Origin of the sequence: uncultured Tateyamaria sp., from assembly GCF_947504105.1 — a bacterium.
In the GTDB taxonomy this organism is placed as follows: domain Bacteria; phylum Pseudomonadota; class Alphaproteobacteria; order Rhodobacterales; family Rhodobacteraceae; genus Tateyamaria.
Genome location: NZ_CANNGP010000001.1, coordinates 63858 through 79202 on the forward strand (window position 1 = coordinate 63858; position 15345 = coordinate 79202).

At 58.6% G+C, this 15345-nt stretch carries 16 protein-coding genes; 9 read left to right on the forward strand and 7 right to left on the reverse strand.

What is annotated here, in order from left to right; all coding sequences use genetic code 11:
• Positions 1-7: 7 nt before the first annotated feature.
• Entirely contained in the window at positions 8-1189 is a 1182-nt protein-coding gene (locus tag Q1A75_RS00290; protein WP_299546440.1) for an ammonium transporter, read from the forward strand.
• On the opposite strand, the gene Q1A75_RS00295 is transcribed toward Q1A75_RS00290, so the two are convergent.
• On the reverse strand, positions 1171-2403 hold the full coding sequence (locus Q1A75_RS00295; RefSeq protein ID WP_299546442.1) for an MmgE/PrpD family protein: 1233 nt from the start codon (positions 2401-2403) through the stop codon (positions 1171-1173). The two genes, Q1A75_RS00290 and Q1A75_RS00295, sit on opposite strands and share 19 nt — an antisense overlap.
• Positions 2404-2457: 54 nt before the next feature.
• On the reverse strand, positions 2458-2901 hold the full coding sequence (locus tag Q1A75_RS00300) for a type II toxin-antitoxin system RatA family toxin (RefSeq protein ID WP_299546444.1): 444 nt from the start codon (positions 2899-2901) through the stop codon (positions 2458-2460).
• Positions 2902-2976: 75 nt separating this feature from the next.
• Between Q1A75_RS00300 and hpt the strand changes: the two genes are divergently transcribed.
• Positions 2977-3513 (forward strand): hypoxanthine phosphoribosyltransferase, encoded by a 537-nt coding sequence (gene hpt, locus Q1A75_RS00305; RefSeq protein ID WP_299546446.1) that lies wholly within the window; start codon positions 2977-2979, stop codon positions 3511-3513.
• Here the strand turns inward: hpt and Q1A75_RS00310 are convergent.
• From Q1A75_RS00310 to Q1A75_RS00325, 4 genes are all read right to left on the reverse strand, one after another.
• Complete coding sequence (locus Q1A75_RS00310; protein WP_299546448.1) at positions 3506-3715, reverse strand: hypothetical protein; 210 nt, start codon at positions 3713-3715, stop codon at positions 3506-3508. The genes hpt and Q1A75_RS00310 overlap by 8 nt on opposite strands.
• Before the next feature lie 250 nt (positions 3716-3965).
• The gene (gene lipA, locus Q1A75_RS00315; RefSeq protein WP_299546450.1) at positions 3966-4913 is read right to left on the reverse strand and encodes a lipoyl synthase; all 948 of its coding nucleotides are present in this window, start codon (positions 4911-4913) and stop codon (positions 3966-3968) included.
• A 131-nt stretch (positions 4914-5044) separates the two neighbouring features.
• On the reverse strand, positions 5045-5635 hold the full coding sequence (locus Q1A75_RS00320) for a hypothetical protein (RefSeq protein WP_299546452.1): 591 nt from the start codon (positions 5633-5635) through the stop codon (positions 5045-5047).
• Positions 5636-5808: 173 nt separating this feature from the next.
• Positions 5809-6948 (reverse strand): DUF6456 domain-containing protein, encoded by a 1140-nt coding sequence (locus Q1A75_RS00325; RefSeq protein ID WP_299546454.1) that lies wholly within the window; start codon positions 6946-6948, stop codon positions 5809-5811.
• Positions 6949-7220: 272 nt separating this feature from the next.
• On the opposite strand from Q1A75_RS00325, the gene Q1A75_RS00330 reads away from it, so the two are divergent.
• Complete coding sequence (locus tag Q1A75_RS00330; RefSeq protein ID WP_299546456.1) at positions 7221-7520, forward strand: DUF6477 family protein; 300 nt, start codon at positions 7221-7223, stop codon at positions 7518-7520.
• On the opposite strand, the gene Q1A75_RS00335 is transcribed toward Q1A75_RS00330, so the two are convergent.
• Positions 7521-9065: a trimethylamine methyltransferase family protein gene (locus tag Q1A75_RS00335; protein WP_299546458.1), complete on the reverse strand. Its 1545-nt coding sequence runs from the start codon at positions 9063-9065 to the stop codon at positions 7521-7523. It lies immediately after the preceding gene.
• A 190-nt stretch (positions 9066-9255) separates the two neighbouring features.
• Between Q1A75_RS00335 and guaA the strand changes: the two genes are divergently transcribed.
• The 6 genes from guaA (at position 9256) to Q1A75_RS00365 (ending at position 15197) form a co-directional block, all read left to right on the forward strand.
• A complete protein-coding gene (guaA, locus tag Q1A75_RS00340; RefSeq protein ID WP_299546460.1) occupies positions 9256-10830 on the forward strand; it encodes a glutamine-hydrolyzing GMP synthase in 1575 nt (524 codons plus the stop codon).
• Entirely contained in the window at positions 10821-11099 is a 279-nt protein-coding gene (locus tag Q1A75_RS00345) for an antibiotic biosynthesis monooxygenase (RefSeq protein WP_299546462.1), read from the forward strand. Before guaA ends, Q1A75_RS00345 begins: the two co-directional genes overlap by 10 nt.
• Positions 11096-11965 (forward strand): DMT family transporter, encoded by an 870-nt coding sequence (locus Q1A75_RS00350; protein WP_299546464.1) that lies wholly within the window; start codon positions 11096-11098, stop codon positions 11963-11965. The genes Q1A75_RS00345 and Q1A75_RS00350 overlap by 4 nt, the downstream gene beginning before the upstream one ends.
• A 148-nt stretch (positions 11966-12113) precedes the next feature.
• On the forward strand, positions 12114-13253 hold the full coding sequence (locus Q1A75_RS00355) for an outer membrane protein transport protein (RefSeq protein ID WP_299546466.1): 1140 nt from the start codon (positions 12114-12116) through the stop codon (positions 13251-13253).
• Between the two features lie 103 nt (positions 13254-13356).
• Positions 13357-14292 carry a DMT family transporter gene (locus tag Q1A75_RS00360; protein WP_299546468.1) on the forward strand — a complete coding sequence of 312 codons (936 nt, stop codon included), beginning with the start codon at positions 13357-13359 and terminating at the stop codon, positions 14290-14292.
• A gap of 41 nt (positions 14293-14333) precedes the next feature.
• Positions 14334-15197: an ATPase gene (locus Q1A75_RS00365; RefSeq protein WP_299546493.1), complete on the forward strand. Its 864-nt coding sequence runs from the start codon at positions 14334-14336 to the stop codon at positions 15195-15197.
• Positions 15198-15345 lie beyond the last annotated feature (148 nt).

Genomic DNA, 15345 nt, shown 5'->3' on the forward strand with positions numbered 1-15345 from the left:
GGGGACAATGAACGGAGCCGATACCGCCTGGATCATCGTGGCAACCGCACTGGTGCTGCTGATGACGTTGCCGGGCCTTGCGCTATTCTACGGGGGCCTTGTGCGCGCCCGCAACGTGTTGAGCGTTTTCATGCACTGCTACGCCATTGCGTGCCTGATGAGCATCCTGTGGTTCGTGGCGGGGTATTCCATTGCCTTCGGAGGCGGTGAAAGCGGCCTTTGGGGCGGCTTTGACAAACTGCTGCTGAGCGGTGTGGATGCTGACAGCCTGTCGGACACCTTGCCCGAGGTGTTGTTCTTTGCCTTCCAGATGACTTTTGCCATCATTACACCTGCCCTGATCGTCGGTGCCTATGTGGAACGTATCGGCTTTGGTTTTGTCCTGCTGTTTTCGGCCCTGTGGATGCTCTTGTGCTACGCGCCCGTCGTGCACTGGGTGTGGGGTGGCGGCATGCTGGCTGATGGTGGCATCTTTGGCGACGTTGGGGTCAAGGATTTTGCCGGTGGTATCGTTGTGCACGAAACTGCGGGTATTGCAGCCCTTGTGCTGGCTGTCTTTCTCGGTGCGCGCAAGAACCACACCACACCACCACACAATCCCGGGATGGTGATGATGGGCGCTGCCCTGCTGTGGGTCGGTTGGTTCGGCTTCAATGGCGGATCGCAACTGGCCGCTGACGGTGGCGCCGCCATGGCCCTGACCGTCACCCACATCTCGGCCGCGATGGCATCGCTGACCTGGGCGCTGTGGGAAAGGATCAAGTTCGGCAAGGCGTCCCTTGTTGGTATGGTCACCGGGACCATTGCAGGACTTGCTTCGATCACACCCGCGTCCGGCTTTGTCGGCCCTGTCGAGGCGATGATCATCGGTGCTGTCGCGGGCATTCTGTGTCAGGAAGCCGTGAACCTGATCCGCAATGTGGTCAAGATCGACGACACGCTGGACGTGTTCGCCGTTCACGGTGTTGGCGGCATCTTTGGCACCATCATGATCGCCGTCTTCGGCGCGGGCAGCTGGGCTGCGCAGCTCGGGTCGCTGGTCATTGTCGGTGTCTTCACGCTGGTCGTCACCATTGTGCTGATCTTCGTGGTGCGTGCCATCACACCGCTGCGCGTGGATGAAGAGACTGAGGTGAATGGCCTCGACCTCGCTGTGCATGGCGAGCGGGCTTATGACGTCAGCAGCTGAGCGAAAGCTGACAGGTCATCGTCTTTGATGGCCTGCGCAATCTGATCCGCCCGTGCGCCCACCAGCGCGCGGGCTTTTTCGTGGATGCGGTTGGCGCGGGTCTCAAACGGAAGAGGCGTGTCGAGGTCATGGAAACGCTCCGCCCCATCCACGATCACACGCGCCTGCATTTCGGTCAGGTCATCGACAGGCGACACGGTCACCCGCCCCCGCCACGACACAAGTTGAGGATCTTGCGCACAGGCATCGGTAAAAGCGCTGATGTTGCCCGTATCCATGCCATACGCTGTCATGGCCAGAACATGGGCGTAGGAGAATTTGGCCCCAAGACCGGTATCAGGCGCAGCTTGATTGCAGACGGTCATCCACCTTGGATGGGTATGCACCTCAACCCTCGTCGCATCACGCAGCGGAACGTCACGCACCGCTTCAAGAGTGGCATGCAGCCCATGACAACAGGCGTGGAACTTGTGGCTGACAGCGCCCATGCGCCACGCAAACGGTACCTCTGCCCCTGCCCCGTGATGCGTGTCACCAAAACCAAGCGCGCCTGCCAGACCGTCAGGGGCCGCGGTCATGCCCGCTTGGGCCCACAACGCCGCCTCGACACCCGCACGCGCCGCCAGACCCGCGTTCAGCGGTTTGCCCATTGTCCCGAATTGCGACTTCAGCCCAGACGCCATTGTCGAACATAGCCCGATTGCGTGCCGCATCTTGTCGTTGTCAAGGCCCAGAAGCCGCGCCGCTGCCATCGTCGCACCGAAGGCTCCCGCCGTGGCGGTCTGATGAAAACCGACCTGGTAGTGATCCCTGCCCAGCCATAACCCAACCGCAACAGACGCTTCCGCACCCACGAGCGCCGCATCAACCATGTCTCTTATTGACGCACCTCGCATCTGAGTCACCGCCAGCGCAGCCGGGATCACCGCAACGGACGGGTGTCCAATATGGGCAAAATGCGTGTCATCGTAGTCCAGCGCATGAGATAGCGTACCATTGACCAACGCTGCCTCAGCCACCGCTCCACCACGTCCGTCAAAACGTGTTGCAGGTCCCCCCGTGGCCAGCGTCGCAGCCCAAGCATCAAACGCCCCATCACGATGCCCCGCCATACCGCAGGCGGCCCAGTCCAATAGGGACAAACGCATCACCGCGCGCACATCCTCCGGCGGTTCAGCCTGCGCGTAGGCCAGAAGCAGCGTGGTAATGTCCATACTTCCCTGTTTCAAAAAATCCTCCCCGAAGGGCCGCGTTCAACCGGGTCGGTGCTATCCATAAAGCGCGGCCGCACGCCGCTCGAACGCCCTGACAATGCGCTGCATCGCCTCGTTGAATACAACGCCAATAATCCCTTGCAGAATGGCGTTCCTGAACTCGAAGTCCACGAAAAAGGAAACGTCGCATCCGCCTTCGGCATCTGCGAAAGCCCAATTGGATTTCATGTGGCGAAAGGGACCATCCAGATATTCCGTATCAATCTTCTTATCGTCGGGATGCAGCACGACGCGAGAACCGAACCGCTCGCGGAACACCTTGAAACTAATGACAAGATCCGCCTCCATCACCTGACTGTCCCCTTGCTGCGTGACTGTACGCACGCGCGCTGCGGCACACCACGGGAGGAACTGAGGATATTCGCCCACATCTGCCACCAGATCATACATCTGTTGTGCGGTGTAAGGCAGGAAGCGGGTTTCGGAATGTGTGGGCATTGCGGTAAAGGTGACCTTGGACGAGCGTTGCGCAGGGATGTGTCGCGGTTGTCATGCAAAATCAAGGGGAAGCGCATGTCAGAGCGGCCATATGTCATAGACCGTATGATCTCGGCCAAGGCGATTGCCGCCCGGATCGAGACTCTGTGCGGCGAAATTCAGGACGAGTTTTCAGGCACCGACAAGCTGGTGGTCGTGGGACTGCTGCGGGGCTCATTCGTGTTCATTGCCGATCTTGTGCGCGAACTGGACTTGCCCATCGAGGTGGATTTTCTTGAGGCGTCATCTTATGGAGACGGGATGGAGAGCAGTCGAGAAGTGCGCATTCTCAAGGATTTACGCGGCACAATTGAAGGACGTGATGTGCTTGTGGTCGAGGACATTGTCGACACCGGATACACCATGCAGCACGTGATCCGCCTGCTGAAGGGACGCGAACCGGCAAAGCTGCGCACCATCGCCCTTCTTGACAAGCCCACCCGCCGTGAAGTCGAGGTCAAGGCCGATTGGACAGGTTTCGAAATTCCGGATGAGTTTGTTGTTGGCTACGGCATCGACTATGCGCAGCGCAATCGTAACCTGCCCTTTATCGGCAAGGTGCGGTTCACTTGAACAACCGCACGACGCTTTCGCGTTGAACGTTGCCGTTCAACACCTCTGTCGACAACGCGTATCGTGTCGGCTCATTTCGGGACGTGGCAGAAATCGCGTCAATTGCATCACGCAAATGGGCAATAGCCACCTCTTGGGTGCGCGTATCCAAGCAGGAAATCAGCGCCTCCAGCCTTTGGATAGTTCCAGTTGAGTCTCGCATGGGGCGCACTCCCACGTGTGTGTTAATCCCTTTGATATGTGTGCCAATCCAGAGATGTGTCAAGCGAATTTGACACACGTCCAGGTGGTACGCCGTCCCGACCCCACATCTTGCAACATTCGGGAAAACCAGGTCACATAAATGGGTTGCGTGAGGTGGAGGCCCGACGGCCAACTTTGCTGGCAGATGACCAGAGGGCCTGTGTCATAAACACCTAACGCGACAGGATCAGCCGACGTTACGCCGACCGTCAGGCGAACTTTGCCTGCCGGGCCGCGCGAAGCTGGGCGAAGTCATCGCCTGCGTGATATGACGACCGCGTCAACGGCGTGGCAGACACCATCAGGAAGCCTTTGCCATAAGCGGCCTTTTCGTAGGATGCGAATTCGTCCGGGTGGACAAAGCGATCCACGTGGTGGTGTTTTGGCGTGGGTTGCAGGTACTGGCCGATCGTCAGGAAGTCGATGTCGGCTGCTCGCATGTCTTCCATCACCTGGATCACCGATTGCCGATCTTCCCCAAGCCCCACCATGATCCCTGACTTGGTAAACATGGTCGGATCCAGTTCCTTGACCCGTTGCAGAAGGCGCAGGCTGTGGAAGTAACGGGCGCCGGGACGCACTTCGGGATAGAGGCCCGGTACCGTTTCAAGGTTGTGATTGAACACATCGGGCCGCGCTTCGACCACTGCCTCGAGCACCGAAGGGTCGCATCGGATGAAATCTGGTGTCAGGATTTCGATTGTCGTATCGGGGCTGCGGTGCCGGATGGCCCGGATGGTCTGCGCAAAGTGGTCCGCCCCGCCGTCTTCGATGTCGTCGCGGTCCACTGATGTGATGACCACGTGGTTCAGCCCCAGTTTTTCCACCGCATGGGCCACACGGCCCGGCTCAAACGCATCAAGCGCCTCGGGCGGCTTGCCGGTTGCTATGTTGCAGAATGTGCAGGCGCGGGTGCAGATCTCACCCATGATCATCATGGTTGCGTGACCCTGGCTCCAGCACTCACCCACATTCGGGCAGCCCGCTTCCTCGCACACGGTGACAAGACCATTGTCGCGCATGATCTTGTGCGTGTCCTTATACCCTTGGCTGACCGGAGCCTTGACCCGTATCCAATCCGGTTTTTTAGGCTGCGGATTGTCCGGCCGCCGCGCTTTTTCCGGGTGTCGCTGTTCGGGTATTTTCAGGTCGCGCATGGATCTCTGCCAAATGGTTCAGCGTTAAACTTGTTTCTAACATAGATAATCCACCAAAGAATACCACGTGGCGCATGGCCGCTATGCAGCACACAAGAAAAGTGCCTGGTTCCCCCTGTCCTTGTCGTACTTCAAAACCGATGCCGCAGGCCAAGTACAAAGCCTGTCGAACCAGCATCGACTTCAAACACTCCGTAGCCATCGGAGCGGTGATGCACACGGAGAAAGGCAGTCCTGTCCGGGTCTGGCGTCGCAAATTCAATCTCGGCCATCCAATGGACGAAAAAGCGCTGGGATGCACCATTGCGATCAATCTCGACCTGTGGGACCTGCGAGGCATAGGACAATCCCAGACCCGCTCCAACCGACCTGAGCGGCGCCCCTTGATCCGGCACGTAACGCAGGACGACGGGAACGCTCAGTTCAAGATGATCCTGTCGACCAAAATGTGCCGCCAACTGTGCTTCGATCCCATAGCGAAAGCGACTGGCGCCGATTCGGCGGTCCCACCCCAGCGCGCCTCCGATCATATAGGAGTCAGCAAATTCCACCTGTTGCGGACGCAGCGCGTCGTGCCACCTGTTTTTGGTTAGCGTACCGACAAAACCCGAGACGTATCTCTGCTGCTCGGCTTGCGTGGCGGACACACGACAGATCACAAGGAACAAGACCGCCAGCATTGCGCGGGCGTGCACATAGCGCGCCCTCGGTGATTGATGCATCCAAAACCTCCGTCGCAAGAACGTTCAAAGTTTTTGACGATGCATTCATGCTTCACCGTCTGCAGAAGTTGATCGACCCGTGCACGGGGTCGGTCGAGTCACAGCTGAACTGAAACAAAAAAATGGCGCCGCGGGGAGGAGCGCGGCGCCATTTCGGGAAACAGGGGCGGTTTTCAGCCGATCATGCCGCCACCGGGTCCCATCGTTTCATCATAGTGCTGTTTCAGGCGCATCAGGCCGATGCGCAGCACTATCTTTCCGGAGCGTGCTGACCAGCCCAATTGTTTTTCCGCGCTTTCGAGACCCTCCAGGTAGCAGCAGCAGCGCAGAACGACATCTGAAAGCCCGGGCCCCAGATCGCGCAGGGCCGCCGCGACGCGGCTACGCGCACCTTCCGGACCGTTGCCCACCCCGCTGTCCATCGCAAACCCACCGCGTCCACCGCCGGTCAGAAAACGATCCCAGTTCTGGGCCACGCGAGGGCCCATCTGCGCAAGTTCAAAGTCTTCGCGCAGGCGTTCGCCCGCCGTGACAAGGTCATCCGACAAAAAAGGCTGCCCATCCTTGTCACGGCGCCGCGCCAGCGCCGTAAGCGGCGATTCCGCAAGGTTGTAGCGTACCTTGCGTGGCTGGCCCGTGTCTGTGTCACGCACCGTACGCTCACCCCACTGACGGTGTTGGTCTGCAAAAGGTGTCGCGGCCTCGGCAAAGCCGGGTCGCGCCTCTTCTACCTCTCCCATCATCTCGGACAAGGCCGCGCGGCCACCGGGAGTGATACGGTAGCGCGTGATGCGTCCAGTACTTTCCGCACTGATCCAGTCCTGCAGGGCCATCGCCTCGGCTATCTTGCGGTCGACAACGGCAGTGCGCGTGCTGCTACCTGTCACGCCATCGCGTACGACGACCGCCTTTTCCATATCAACCGCGACCGCCAGTACCGCCCCCGTTTCACACAGCCGCCGCAGAATACGAACGGAATCCTGTGTCATCATGGTGGTGTCTGGACCGTGGTCCCGAGCAAGAGCATTTTGCATTTCCGGATCATCCTTCATGGGCTGAGGTGCAGCCGACGAACGTTTCCGCCCCAGAGAAGCCCCCAATTTGCGCAGCACCGCATCCACCAGGGGATCATCCCGGCGGGTTTCAAACCGCCGGATCTGGCGGAGCACGGTCGAGGCGTGGCAGCCCGATTTGCGCGCCAATTCACGGATTGGCAAACCGGCTTCTGTGTGTGCGAGGTAGTGTACGGCACCGTCTGGAACCCAGGCAGGCAGGTTCAGGTCCGTCGAGCAGAGTGCATCGCTGTGGCGCATGGCAGTTGTACATCCTTCTTCCCGTTTGGGCCCCGGATGTCATTTGTTTGCATCGGGTTATCCACAAAAACATCCACACAACCTAGAGCTGCATTGCTTACTGGATCGTTAACATTCGTCGATATCCGCAGCATTGTTTCCAAAAGATAAACAGTTGCTAAACGAACGTGCGCGCTCCACTTGGCACACGCAACACCCGCTCAGGTTGTGCAATGGTCCTTCTGCTTTCACCCGACGGGGATCGGGTCGACGCCACTCATAGGAGACCGGAAATGCAAGATATTCTGACCATGCTAAGCGCACTTCGCCGTCCACGCCTGTTGATGCGTGCCGCACGAATCGGAGCAGAGGACTACCGTCGCAACGCGCATTTGCCACGTCTTTTGGGGTATGGGCAGTTGCCACGCCACGGGGCCGCTCTCATGTGCCTGATGGAAATTGAAGGTGAGCTGAATGCCCAGCGCGTTAACGACGATTCGTCTTATAGCCTACTGCGTCACATCGACATTCTGATCGCTATTGTGGGCGAAGCGCGCACCTTGCGGGCCGCACAAGGCGAGCCCGCAAGCTGATCACATGAAGCTGTCAGGCTCAGCCGCTTTCTTCTCGGCCACGTAAGCATCCAGCGCCTCGCGTATTGCGGGGTCCATGGCGGGTTGCTGATAATCTGCCAGCAGCTTCTGAACACGAAGCGTGGCCAGCGCGGCTGTATCCCGCGCGCCCTCGTCTTCCCATGTCTCGAACGGCTTGTAGTCCAGCAGGTCCGACTTCCAGAACGCTGACTTGAAGTTCGCCTGTGTGTGGGCACAGCCCAGATAGTGCCCACCTGGGCCCACCTCACGTATGGCATCCATCGCTTGCGCGTTTTCGTCAACCTGAACGCCCGCTGCCAAGTGGTGCAGCGTACCCAGTTGATCCGCATCCATCACGAACTTTTCGTAAGAACTGACAAGTCCGCCCTCGAGCCAACCGCATGAGTGCAGCATGAAGTTCACGCCGGCCAGCAGCCCCATGTTCAGAGAGTTCGCCGTTTCATATGCCGCCTGCGCATCCGGGAGTTTCGAGCCACAGAACGATCCGGCGGACCGGAACGGCAAACCAAGCCGCCGCGCCAGTTGCCCAGCGCCGTACGTGATGTGCGCCGCTTCCGGTGTGCCAAAGGTCGGCGCACCCGAGTTCATGTCGATGGAAGTTACAAAAGCCCCCATGATCACCGGCGCTCCGGCCTTGCACAGCTGCGAATAAGCGATGCCGGCAAGCACCTCGGCGAGTACCTGTGTCAGCGTGCCCGCAACCGAGACCGGTGCCATGGCTCCGCCTACGATGAAGGGCGAAATGATGCAGGCCTGGTTCGCTTGGGCATAGACCTCAAGCGCGCCCATCATCACGTCGTCGAAGGTCATGGGCGAGTTGATGTTGATGAGTGAAGTCATCACCGTGTTGTCCCGGACGAAGTCCTTGCCGAACAGGATTTCGGACATCTCGACCGAATCGCGGGCACGGCTGGGTTCGGTCACCGATCCCATGTAGGGTTTGTCAGACAGCGTCATGTGGGCATACAGCATGTCGAGGTGCCGCTTGTTCACTGCAACGTCCGTTGGCTCACATACCGTACCGCCGGAATGGTGAAGCCACTTTGACATGTAGCCCAGCTTCACGAAGTTGCGGAAATCTTCCATCGTTGCATAGCGCCGACCGCCATCGGCATCGCGGACAAAGGGCGGCCCATAGACAGGGGCCAGAACAAGGTTCCGGCCCCCGACCTCAACCGTCCGGGCCGGGTTTCGCGCGTGCTGGGTGTAGGAGGAAGGCGCCGTTTCGCACAGTTTGCGCGCCAGACCACGCGGGATGCGCACCCGTTCACCGTCTACATCGGCACCTGCATCCCGCCAGCGTTGCAAGGCGGCAGGATTGTCAGGGAAGTTCACACCGATCTCTTCCAGTACTTTTTCCGCGTTGTGCTCGATGATTTCGAGCGCCTCTTCTGTCAGCACTTCGAAGTTGGGAATGTTACGTTCGATGAACTTCGCGGTCTCGAAGGAAACAGCACTGCGTTCCGCCCGCCGCGCGGCTCCGCCGCCGCCGCGCCCTCTTCTGCGTGTCGGTGCCTCTTCCATGCCGCATCCCCTTTCCACGTGAATTGATGCAAAGGTGATTACCTTATCCCACACCCCATCGCGCGCAGTTAGCGGCCCCCAAGGGAAAAAAGCGACATGCCCGCAGCTTCTGACCAAAAATGCCGGGGCGTCCGGTCCGAGGGCAGGTCCAACGCTTGCCACCCAACCGTCACACGCCTATTGCACGCGTATGACCGAACAGACCCACGACCGCCTCCTTATCATCGACTTCGGCAGCCAGGTGACGCAACTGATTGCGCGCCGCCTGCGCGAGCTGGATGTCTATTGTGAAATCCACCCCTACCAGAACGTCAGTTCTGACCTCATTCGGGATATGGCGCCCAAAGCCGTCATCCTGTCTGGTGGGCCAGACAGCGTCACACGCGAAGGATCCCCCCGTGCGCCGGAAGCCCTGTTTGAAATGGGCATCCCAATCCTTGGCATCTGCTACGGCCAGCAGGTGATGATGCAGCAGCTGGGCGGTCTGGTCGAAGGCGGCAAAATCTCGGGTGGCGGCGGCACGGCTGAATTCGGTCGTGCCTTTGTCACGCCAGAGGGGCAGCTTGACCTGCTCGACGATTGGTTCGCGAATGGCAAGGAGCAGGTCTGGATGAGCCATGGCGACCACGTGTCAAGGCTTGCCCCCGGGTTCGAAGTCTACGGCACATCCCCGAATGCACCCTATGCCATCACCGCTGACAACACGCGTCACTTTTATGCGGTGCAGTTCCACCCCGAGGTGCACCACACGCCCAAGGGTGCCAAGCTGTACGAGAACTTTGTAAAGCTGGCAGGGTTTTCCGGCGACTGGACCATGGGGGCCTATCGCGAGGAAGCTGTACAGCGCATCCGCGAGCAGGTTGGCGATAAGAAAGTGATCTGCGGTCTGTCCGGGGGCGTTGACAGTTCTGTTGCCGCCGCGCTAATCCACGAGGCTATCGGCGATCAGCTGACATGTGTCTTCGTCGACCATGGTCTTTTGCGGAAGGACGAAGCCCAAGAGGTCGTGGGCATGTTCCGGGATCATATGAACCTTCAAGTGATCCACGCTGATGAGGCTGAGCTTTTCCTTGGTGAACTGGAAGGACAATCCGACCCCGAAACCAAGCGCAAGATCATCGGGCGCCTGTTCATCGATGTCTTTCAAAAATACGCAAATGACATCGAGGGGGCGGCGTTTCTGGCGCAGGGCACACTCTACCCTGATGTCATTGAGAGCGTCAGCTTTTCTGGCGGCCCCTCTGTCACGATCAAATCGCATCACAACGTGGGCGGTTTGCCGGAAAAGATGGGCCTCAAACTCGTCGAACCGCTGCGCGAACTGTTCAAGGATGAAGTGCGCGCGCTTGGGCGTGAACTTGGCCTTCCCGATCACTTCATTGGGCGCCACCCCTTCCCCGGCCCCGGCCTCGCCATCCGTTGCCCCGGAGAGATCACGCGCGCCAAACTGGATATTCTACGCGAGGCGGATGCCGTCTATATCGACCAGATTCGCAAACACGGGCTGTATGACGAAATCTGGCAAGCCTTCTGTGCCATCCTGCCGGTCCGCACGGTCGGCGTGATGGGCGACGGACGGACCTATGATTATGCTTGTGCACTGCGCGCGGTTACTTCCGTCGATGGGATGACGGCAGACTACTATCCCTTCACGCATGAATTCCTTGGTGAAACGGCGACACGCATCATCAATGAAGTCCCGGGGATCAACCGGGTCACCTATGACATCACGTCGAAACCTCCAGGCACCATTGAATGGGAGTAACACTGGACGGGTTTCTACGCTGTGCATCGGAAGCAGAGGCGACACGTGTGCGCGCCGCGCTGCCAGAGCACGTGCGCCTGACACGGGCCGAACACGGCTGTATCCGGTTTGACGTCTTGCCCACGGACGATCCAATGGTTTGGACCGTGTCCGAAGAGTTTACCGATCCCGCGGCCTTTGACGCGCACCAGTCTCGTGCCTCCAAATCTGTCTGGGCAAAAGAAACAGCAGGTATTGCCCGCGAGTACACAGTCAAAGGCATGCCATGAGCCCGGTCTTCAAGGCGGCGCTTTGGATGACAGGATCCATTGCGTCCTTTTCGACCATGGCCGTGGCCGGTCGCGAGGTTTCCACAAGCCTCGATACGTTCGAGATCATGATGTATCGCAGCGTTGTCGGCGTGGTGGTGGTTTGCGCACTCGCATTGGCGACGGGCGCATGGCGCAGTATCAAGACGGACCGCCTTGGCACACATCTGTTTCGCAACGTGGCGCATTTCACGGGCCAGAACCTCTGGTTCTACGCCGTCACAATCATCCCCCTTGCCCAGGTCTTTGCGCTTGAATTCACGTCGCCCATCTGGGTCATAGTGCTGAGCCCGCTGATCTTGGGTGAACGGTTAACGCGCGTGCGCGCGCTGACTGCCATCATGGGCTTTATCGGCATCTTGATCGTCGCGCGCCCCGACATGGCCGGGATCAATGCAGGGGTAATCACCGCCGCATCCTCGGCCATCTTCTTTGCGCTCACGATCATGCTGACCAAACGCCTGACCCGGCACGAGCGGATCGCATCGATCCTGTTCTGGCTCACATCCATGCAGCTTGTCATGGGAATCACCATGGCGGGTTATGATGGCGACATTGCCTTGCCCGACCTTCAAACCGGGCCATGGGTGTTCCTGATCGGCTGTGCCGGCCTGTTGGCGCATTATTGCCTAACCAACGCACTCTCAATCGCGCCCGCAACAGTGGTGGTTCCGATCGACTTTATCCGCCTGCCAACCATCGCGTTGATCGGAATGCTCGCATATGGCGAAGTCATTGATATTTGGGTATTTGTTGGCGCTGCGGTCATCTTTGCGGGCAATTACGTGAACATTCTGGTCGAATCGCGGCAGTCCAAAACGATGTGACCCGAATGTCACAAACTTATGACGCTCCGTCACGAGGCCCGATCTGCCCTAGCGTCAATATTGACGCACACCCCTTGAAAACGGCTTATACACGACCAAAGCGCACCCACTCGACACCCACATGTGCGCTGTTTTGGGAGGAAATAGTATGAAAACCCGTCTTTTGACGGTTGCGGCGCTTCTGGCGTCCACCGCATCCGCACACGCCGTTGGCCTTGACCGGTCCGCTCGCCCAACGGCCTTCATCTTTGAAGATGGAAACAAACTGCAGTTCTCAGCAGGTTTTGGTAATCCGAGCATCGAGGGAACCGATGCTGCAAACGTTCAAACAGGTAACATCGGTGACGATTTCACTATTTGGGGCGTTGCCGTCAGATACGAGTTGAACGACAAATTGTCATTCGGCCTTATGGTAGACGAACCCTACGGTGCAGATATCCTTTACGGCCCTGAGTCGGCTGTTCTGGGTGGCACTGCGGCAACAGTAGATTCGAACGCAATCACTGCCTTTGCCCGGTACAAGTTCAACGACCGCTTTTCCGTACATGGTGGCCTGGTGTACCAAAGTGTGAACGCAAACGTGACGCTAAGCGGTGCCGGATACGGTGGATTGAGCGGCTACAATGCAAGGTTCAGCAACGACAGCGCACTTGGCTACATGGTTGGTGCAGCCTTCGAAATCCCGGATATCGCGCTGCGCGTCGCTCTGACTTACCACTCCGAGATTGACCATGATCTGGATACCTCTGAAACTGGCCCGGCAGTTTCTGCGCCATTCCCATTTGGCTTGGGTGCGGACAGTGTTGAATCCGTAACGCAGGTGACTACCCCCGAAACCGTTCGTTTGGATTTCCAAAGCGGTGTTGCACCGAATACTTTGGTGTTCGGGCATGTGCGCTTTTCCCACTATAGCGCGACGAGGGTTTCGCCTACCGGCCTGCAACAAATAACCCGCAACCCGGACGCATCTTTGACAGACCTTGAGAATGCGTGGGACGCCGCGATTGGCGTTGGCCGGCGTTTCAACGACAAATGGGCCGGTAGTTTGTCCGTTGGTTGGGAGCAAAAAGGTGAAGATGATCTGGTCTCGCCACTGGGTTCCACAAACGGGGCAGTTTATCTGGCCGTCGGCGCATCATACCAGGCAACCGACCAAGTCGAAATCAGTGGCGGTATTCGTTACACAGACTTCGGAAACGCAACTCCAAATGTTGGAGGCACCCCCGTCGGATCCTTCTCTGGCGATTCCGCTATTTCGGCGGGCCTGAGGATACAATACAGCTTCTAGCAGTTGTTTCTGAGTAAATACCAAACCCCGCCCCTTCGGGCGGGGTTTTTCTTTGCGCAAGTTTTGGGTCGTGGCAACGAGGCGCGTCTGACAGGGTGCCGATATGACAGCACAAAAAACCCTCTCAGGACGCGCGTGGTCAGAACTATTGCTTCTCGGTTTGATCTGGGGCGCGTCCTTTCTGTCCATCCGCATCGCGCTGGACGAAATCGCCCCCCTGACCAGCATAGCACATCGCACATTCTGGGCCATGTGCGCCCTGTGGCTTGTGGTCTGGGCAATGCGCCTGCCTGTGCCACGCAATCCGCGCGTCTGGGTTGCGTTTCTGGGCATGGGTGTTCTGAATAACGTCATCCCCTTCGGCCTCATGGCTTGGGGGCAGCTGTATATTGAAACCGGTCTTACCTCGATCCTGAACGCGGCCACGGCCATTTTTGGGGTGGTTGTAGCTGCGCTTTTCTTCGCGGATGAGCGGATCACGGGGCGCAAGGCCATTGGCGTGGCCCTTGGTTTCTTTGGTGTAGCGACGGCCATTGGGCTCGAAAACTTCAAATCCTTCGATCTGCGCAGCCTGGCTCAATTGGCCATCGTTGCCGGTACAGTCAGCTATGCTTTTGCAGGCGCGTGGGCCCGGCACTTTCTGGGTAGTTTGAGCCCCCAGGTCGCGGCGGCAGGAATGTTGACCGGATCCAGTCTGGTGACAGTGCCACTGGCGTGGGCAGTCGACGGACCGATCAGTCTTAACCTTCAAACTGACACGCTGCTCGCCATTGCGTACTACGCAATCATTGCAACCGCGGGCGCCTACCTGCTCTACTATCGCGTGCTGGCCATGGCCGGATCCGGCAACCTGATGTTGGTCACACTTGTCATTCCCCCTGTTGCGATCGTTTTGGGTTCGGTGGTGCGGGACGAAGCACTGAACCCAAACGCATTCATAGGCTTTGCCCTGCTGGCCCTTGGCCTTGCCATCATCGATGGTCGTATCCTTACCTTATTGCAACGCAGGAACGTTGACCGCCCCAAGCCCCACAGCTAGGACAGCCCAAACCGGAAAACGGCACGGGGACTATGACGACAATGCTTTATCGCGATGCGGACAGCTGGCGGGCCGCCCCGTCCAAACGTGTGCTTGTTTATGGCATGTCAGGCTTGGGCAAGACTCATATGTCCACGACCCTGCGCGACAGCGGCAACTGGTTTCACTACTCGATCGATTACAGGATCGGGACACGGTACATGGGCGAGCGCATCACGGACAATGCCAAGGCCGAGGCGATGAAGGTGCCATTTTTGCGGGACCTGTTGATGTCCGACAGCATCTATATCGGTTCGAACATCACCTTCCATAACCTCAGCCCTGTCTCGACCTACCTGGGCAAGCCCGGCGATCCTGCAAAGGGCGGACTGCCCATCGCCGAGTATCGCAAGAGGCAGGAACAGTTCCGTCTGTCCGAGATTGCAGCACTGAGCGACACCGGTTACTTCGCCGAACGGGCGCAGCAGCTTTATGGCTACCCCAACTTCATCTGCGATACGGGCGGGTCGATCTGCGAATGGGTGAACCCCGATGATGACAACGATCCTTTGATGACCACGCTTAGCTCTGTCGCCTTGCCCATCTGGATCAAGGGAGATGAAGCCCACACAGCCGCCTTGATCGCCCGCTTTGACCGCGCCCCAAAACCAATGGCCTACCAGCCAGAATTTCTGCTGGAGTGCTGGCAGACCTATCTGAGCGAAACAGGGCTGGCCGAAGACAAGGTAGACCCGGATGCGTTCGTACGCTGGACCTATGCACGCGCCCTGGCCCACCGCCAACCAAGATATGAAGCGATGGCACGCTGGGGCGTGACCGTTACCGCGGACGACGTTGCTGCCCTGCGCTCGGAAGGCGAATTTGTGGACCTTGTCGCTCGGCAACTGTCCAACCGGAAGACGTAGTTTCGACTGCTGGATCGCGGTGACCAAGATGCTGGTGCCTCTGTATTGCGGGATTGTCGGCGTCACCTCGCCGTCAACGTTTGGTTACCAAAGCCTACACATCTGGAAACCCGGGCCATCTACCGCTATCTGATCGCGACCAAAGCGA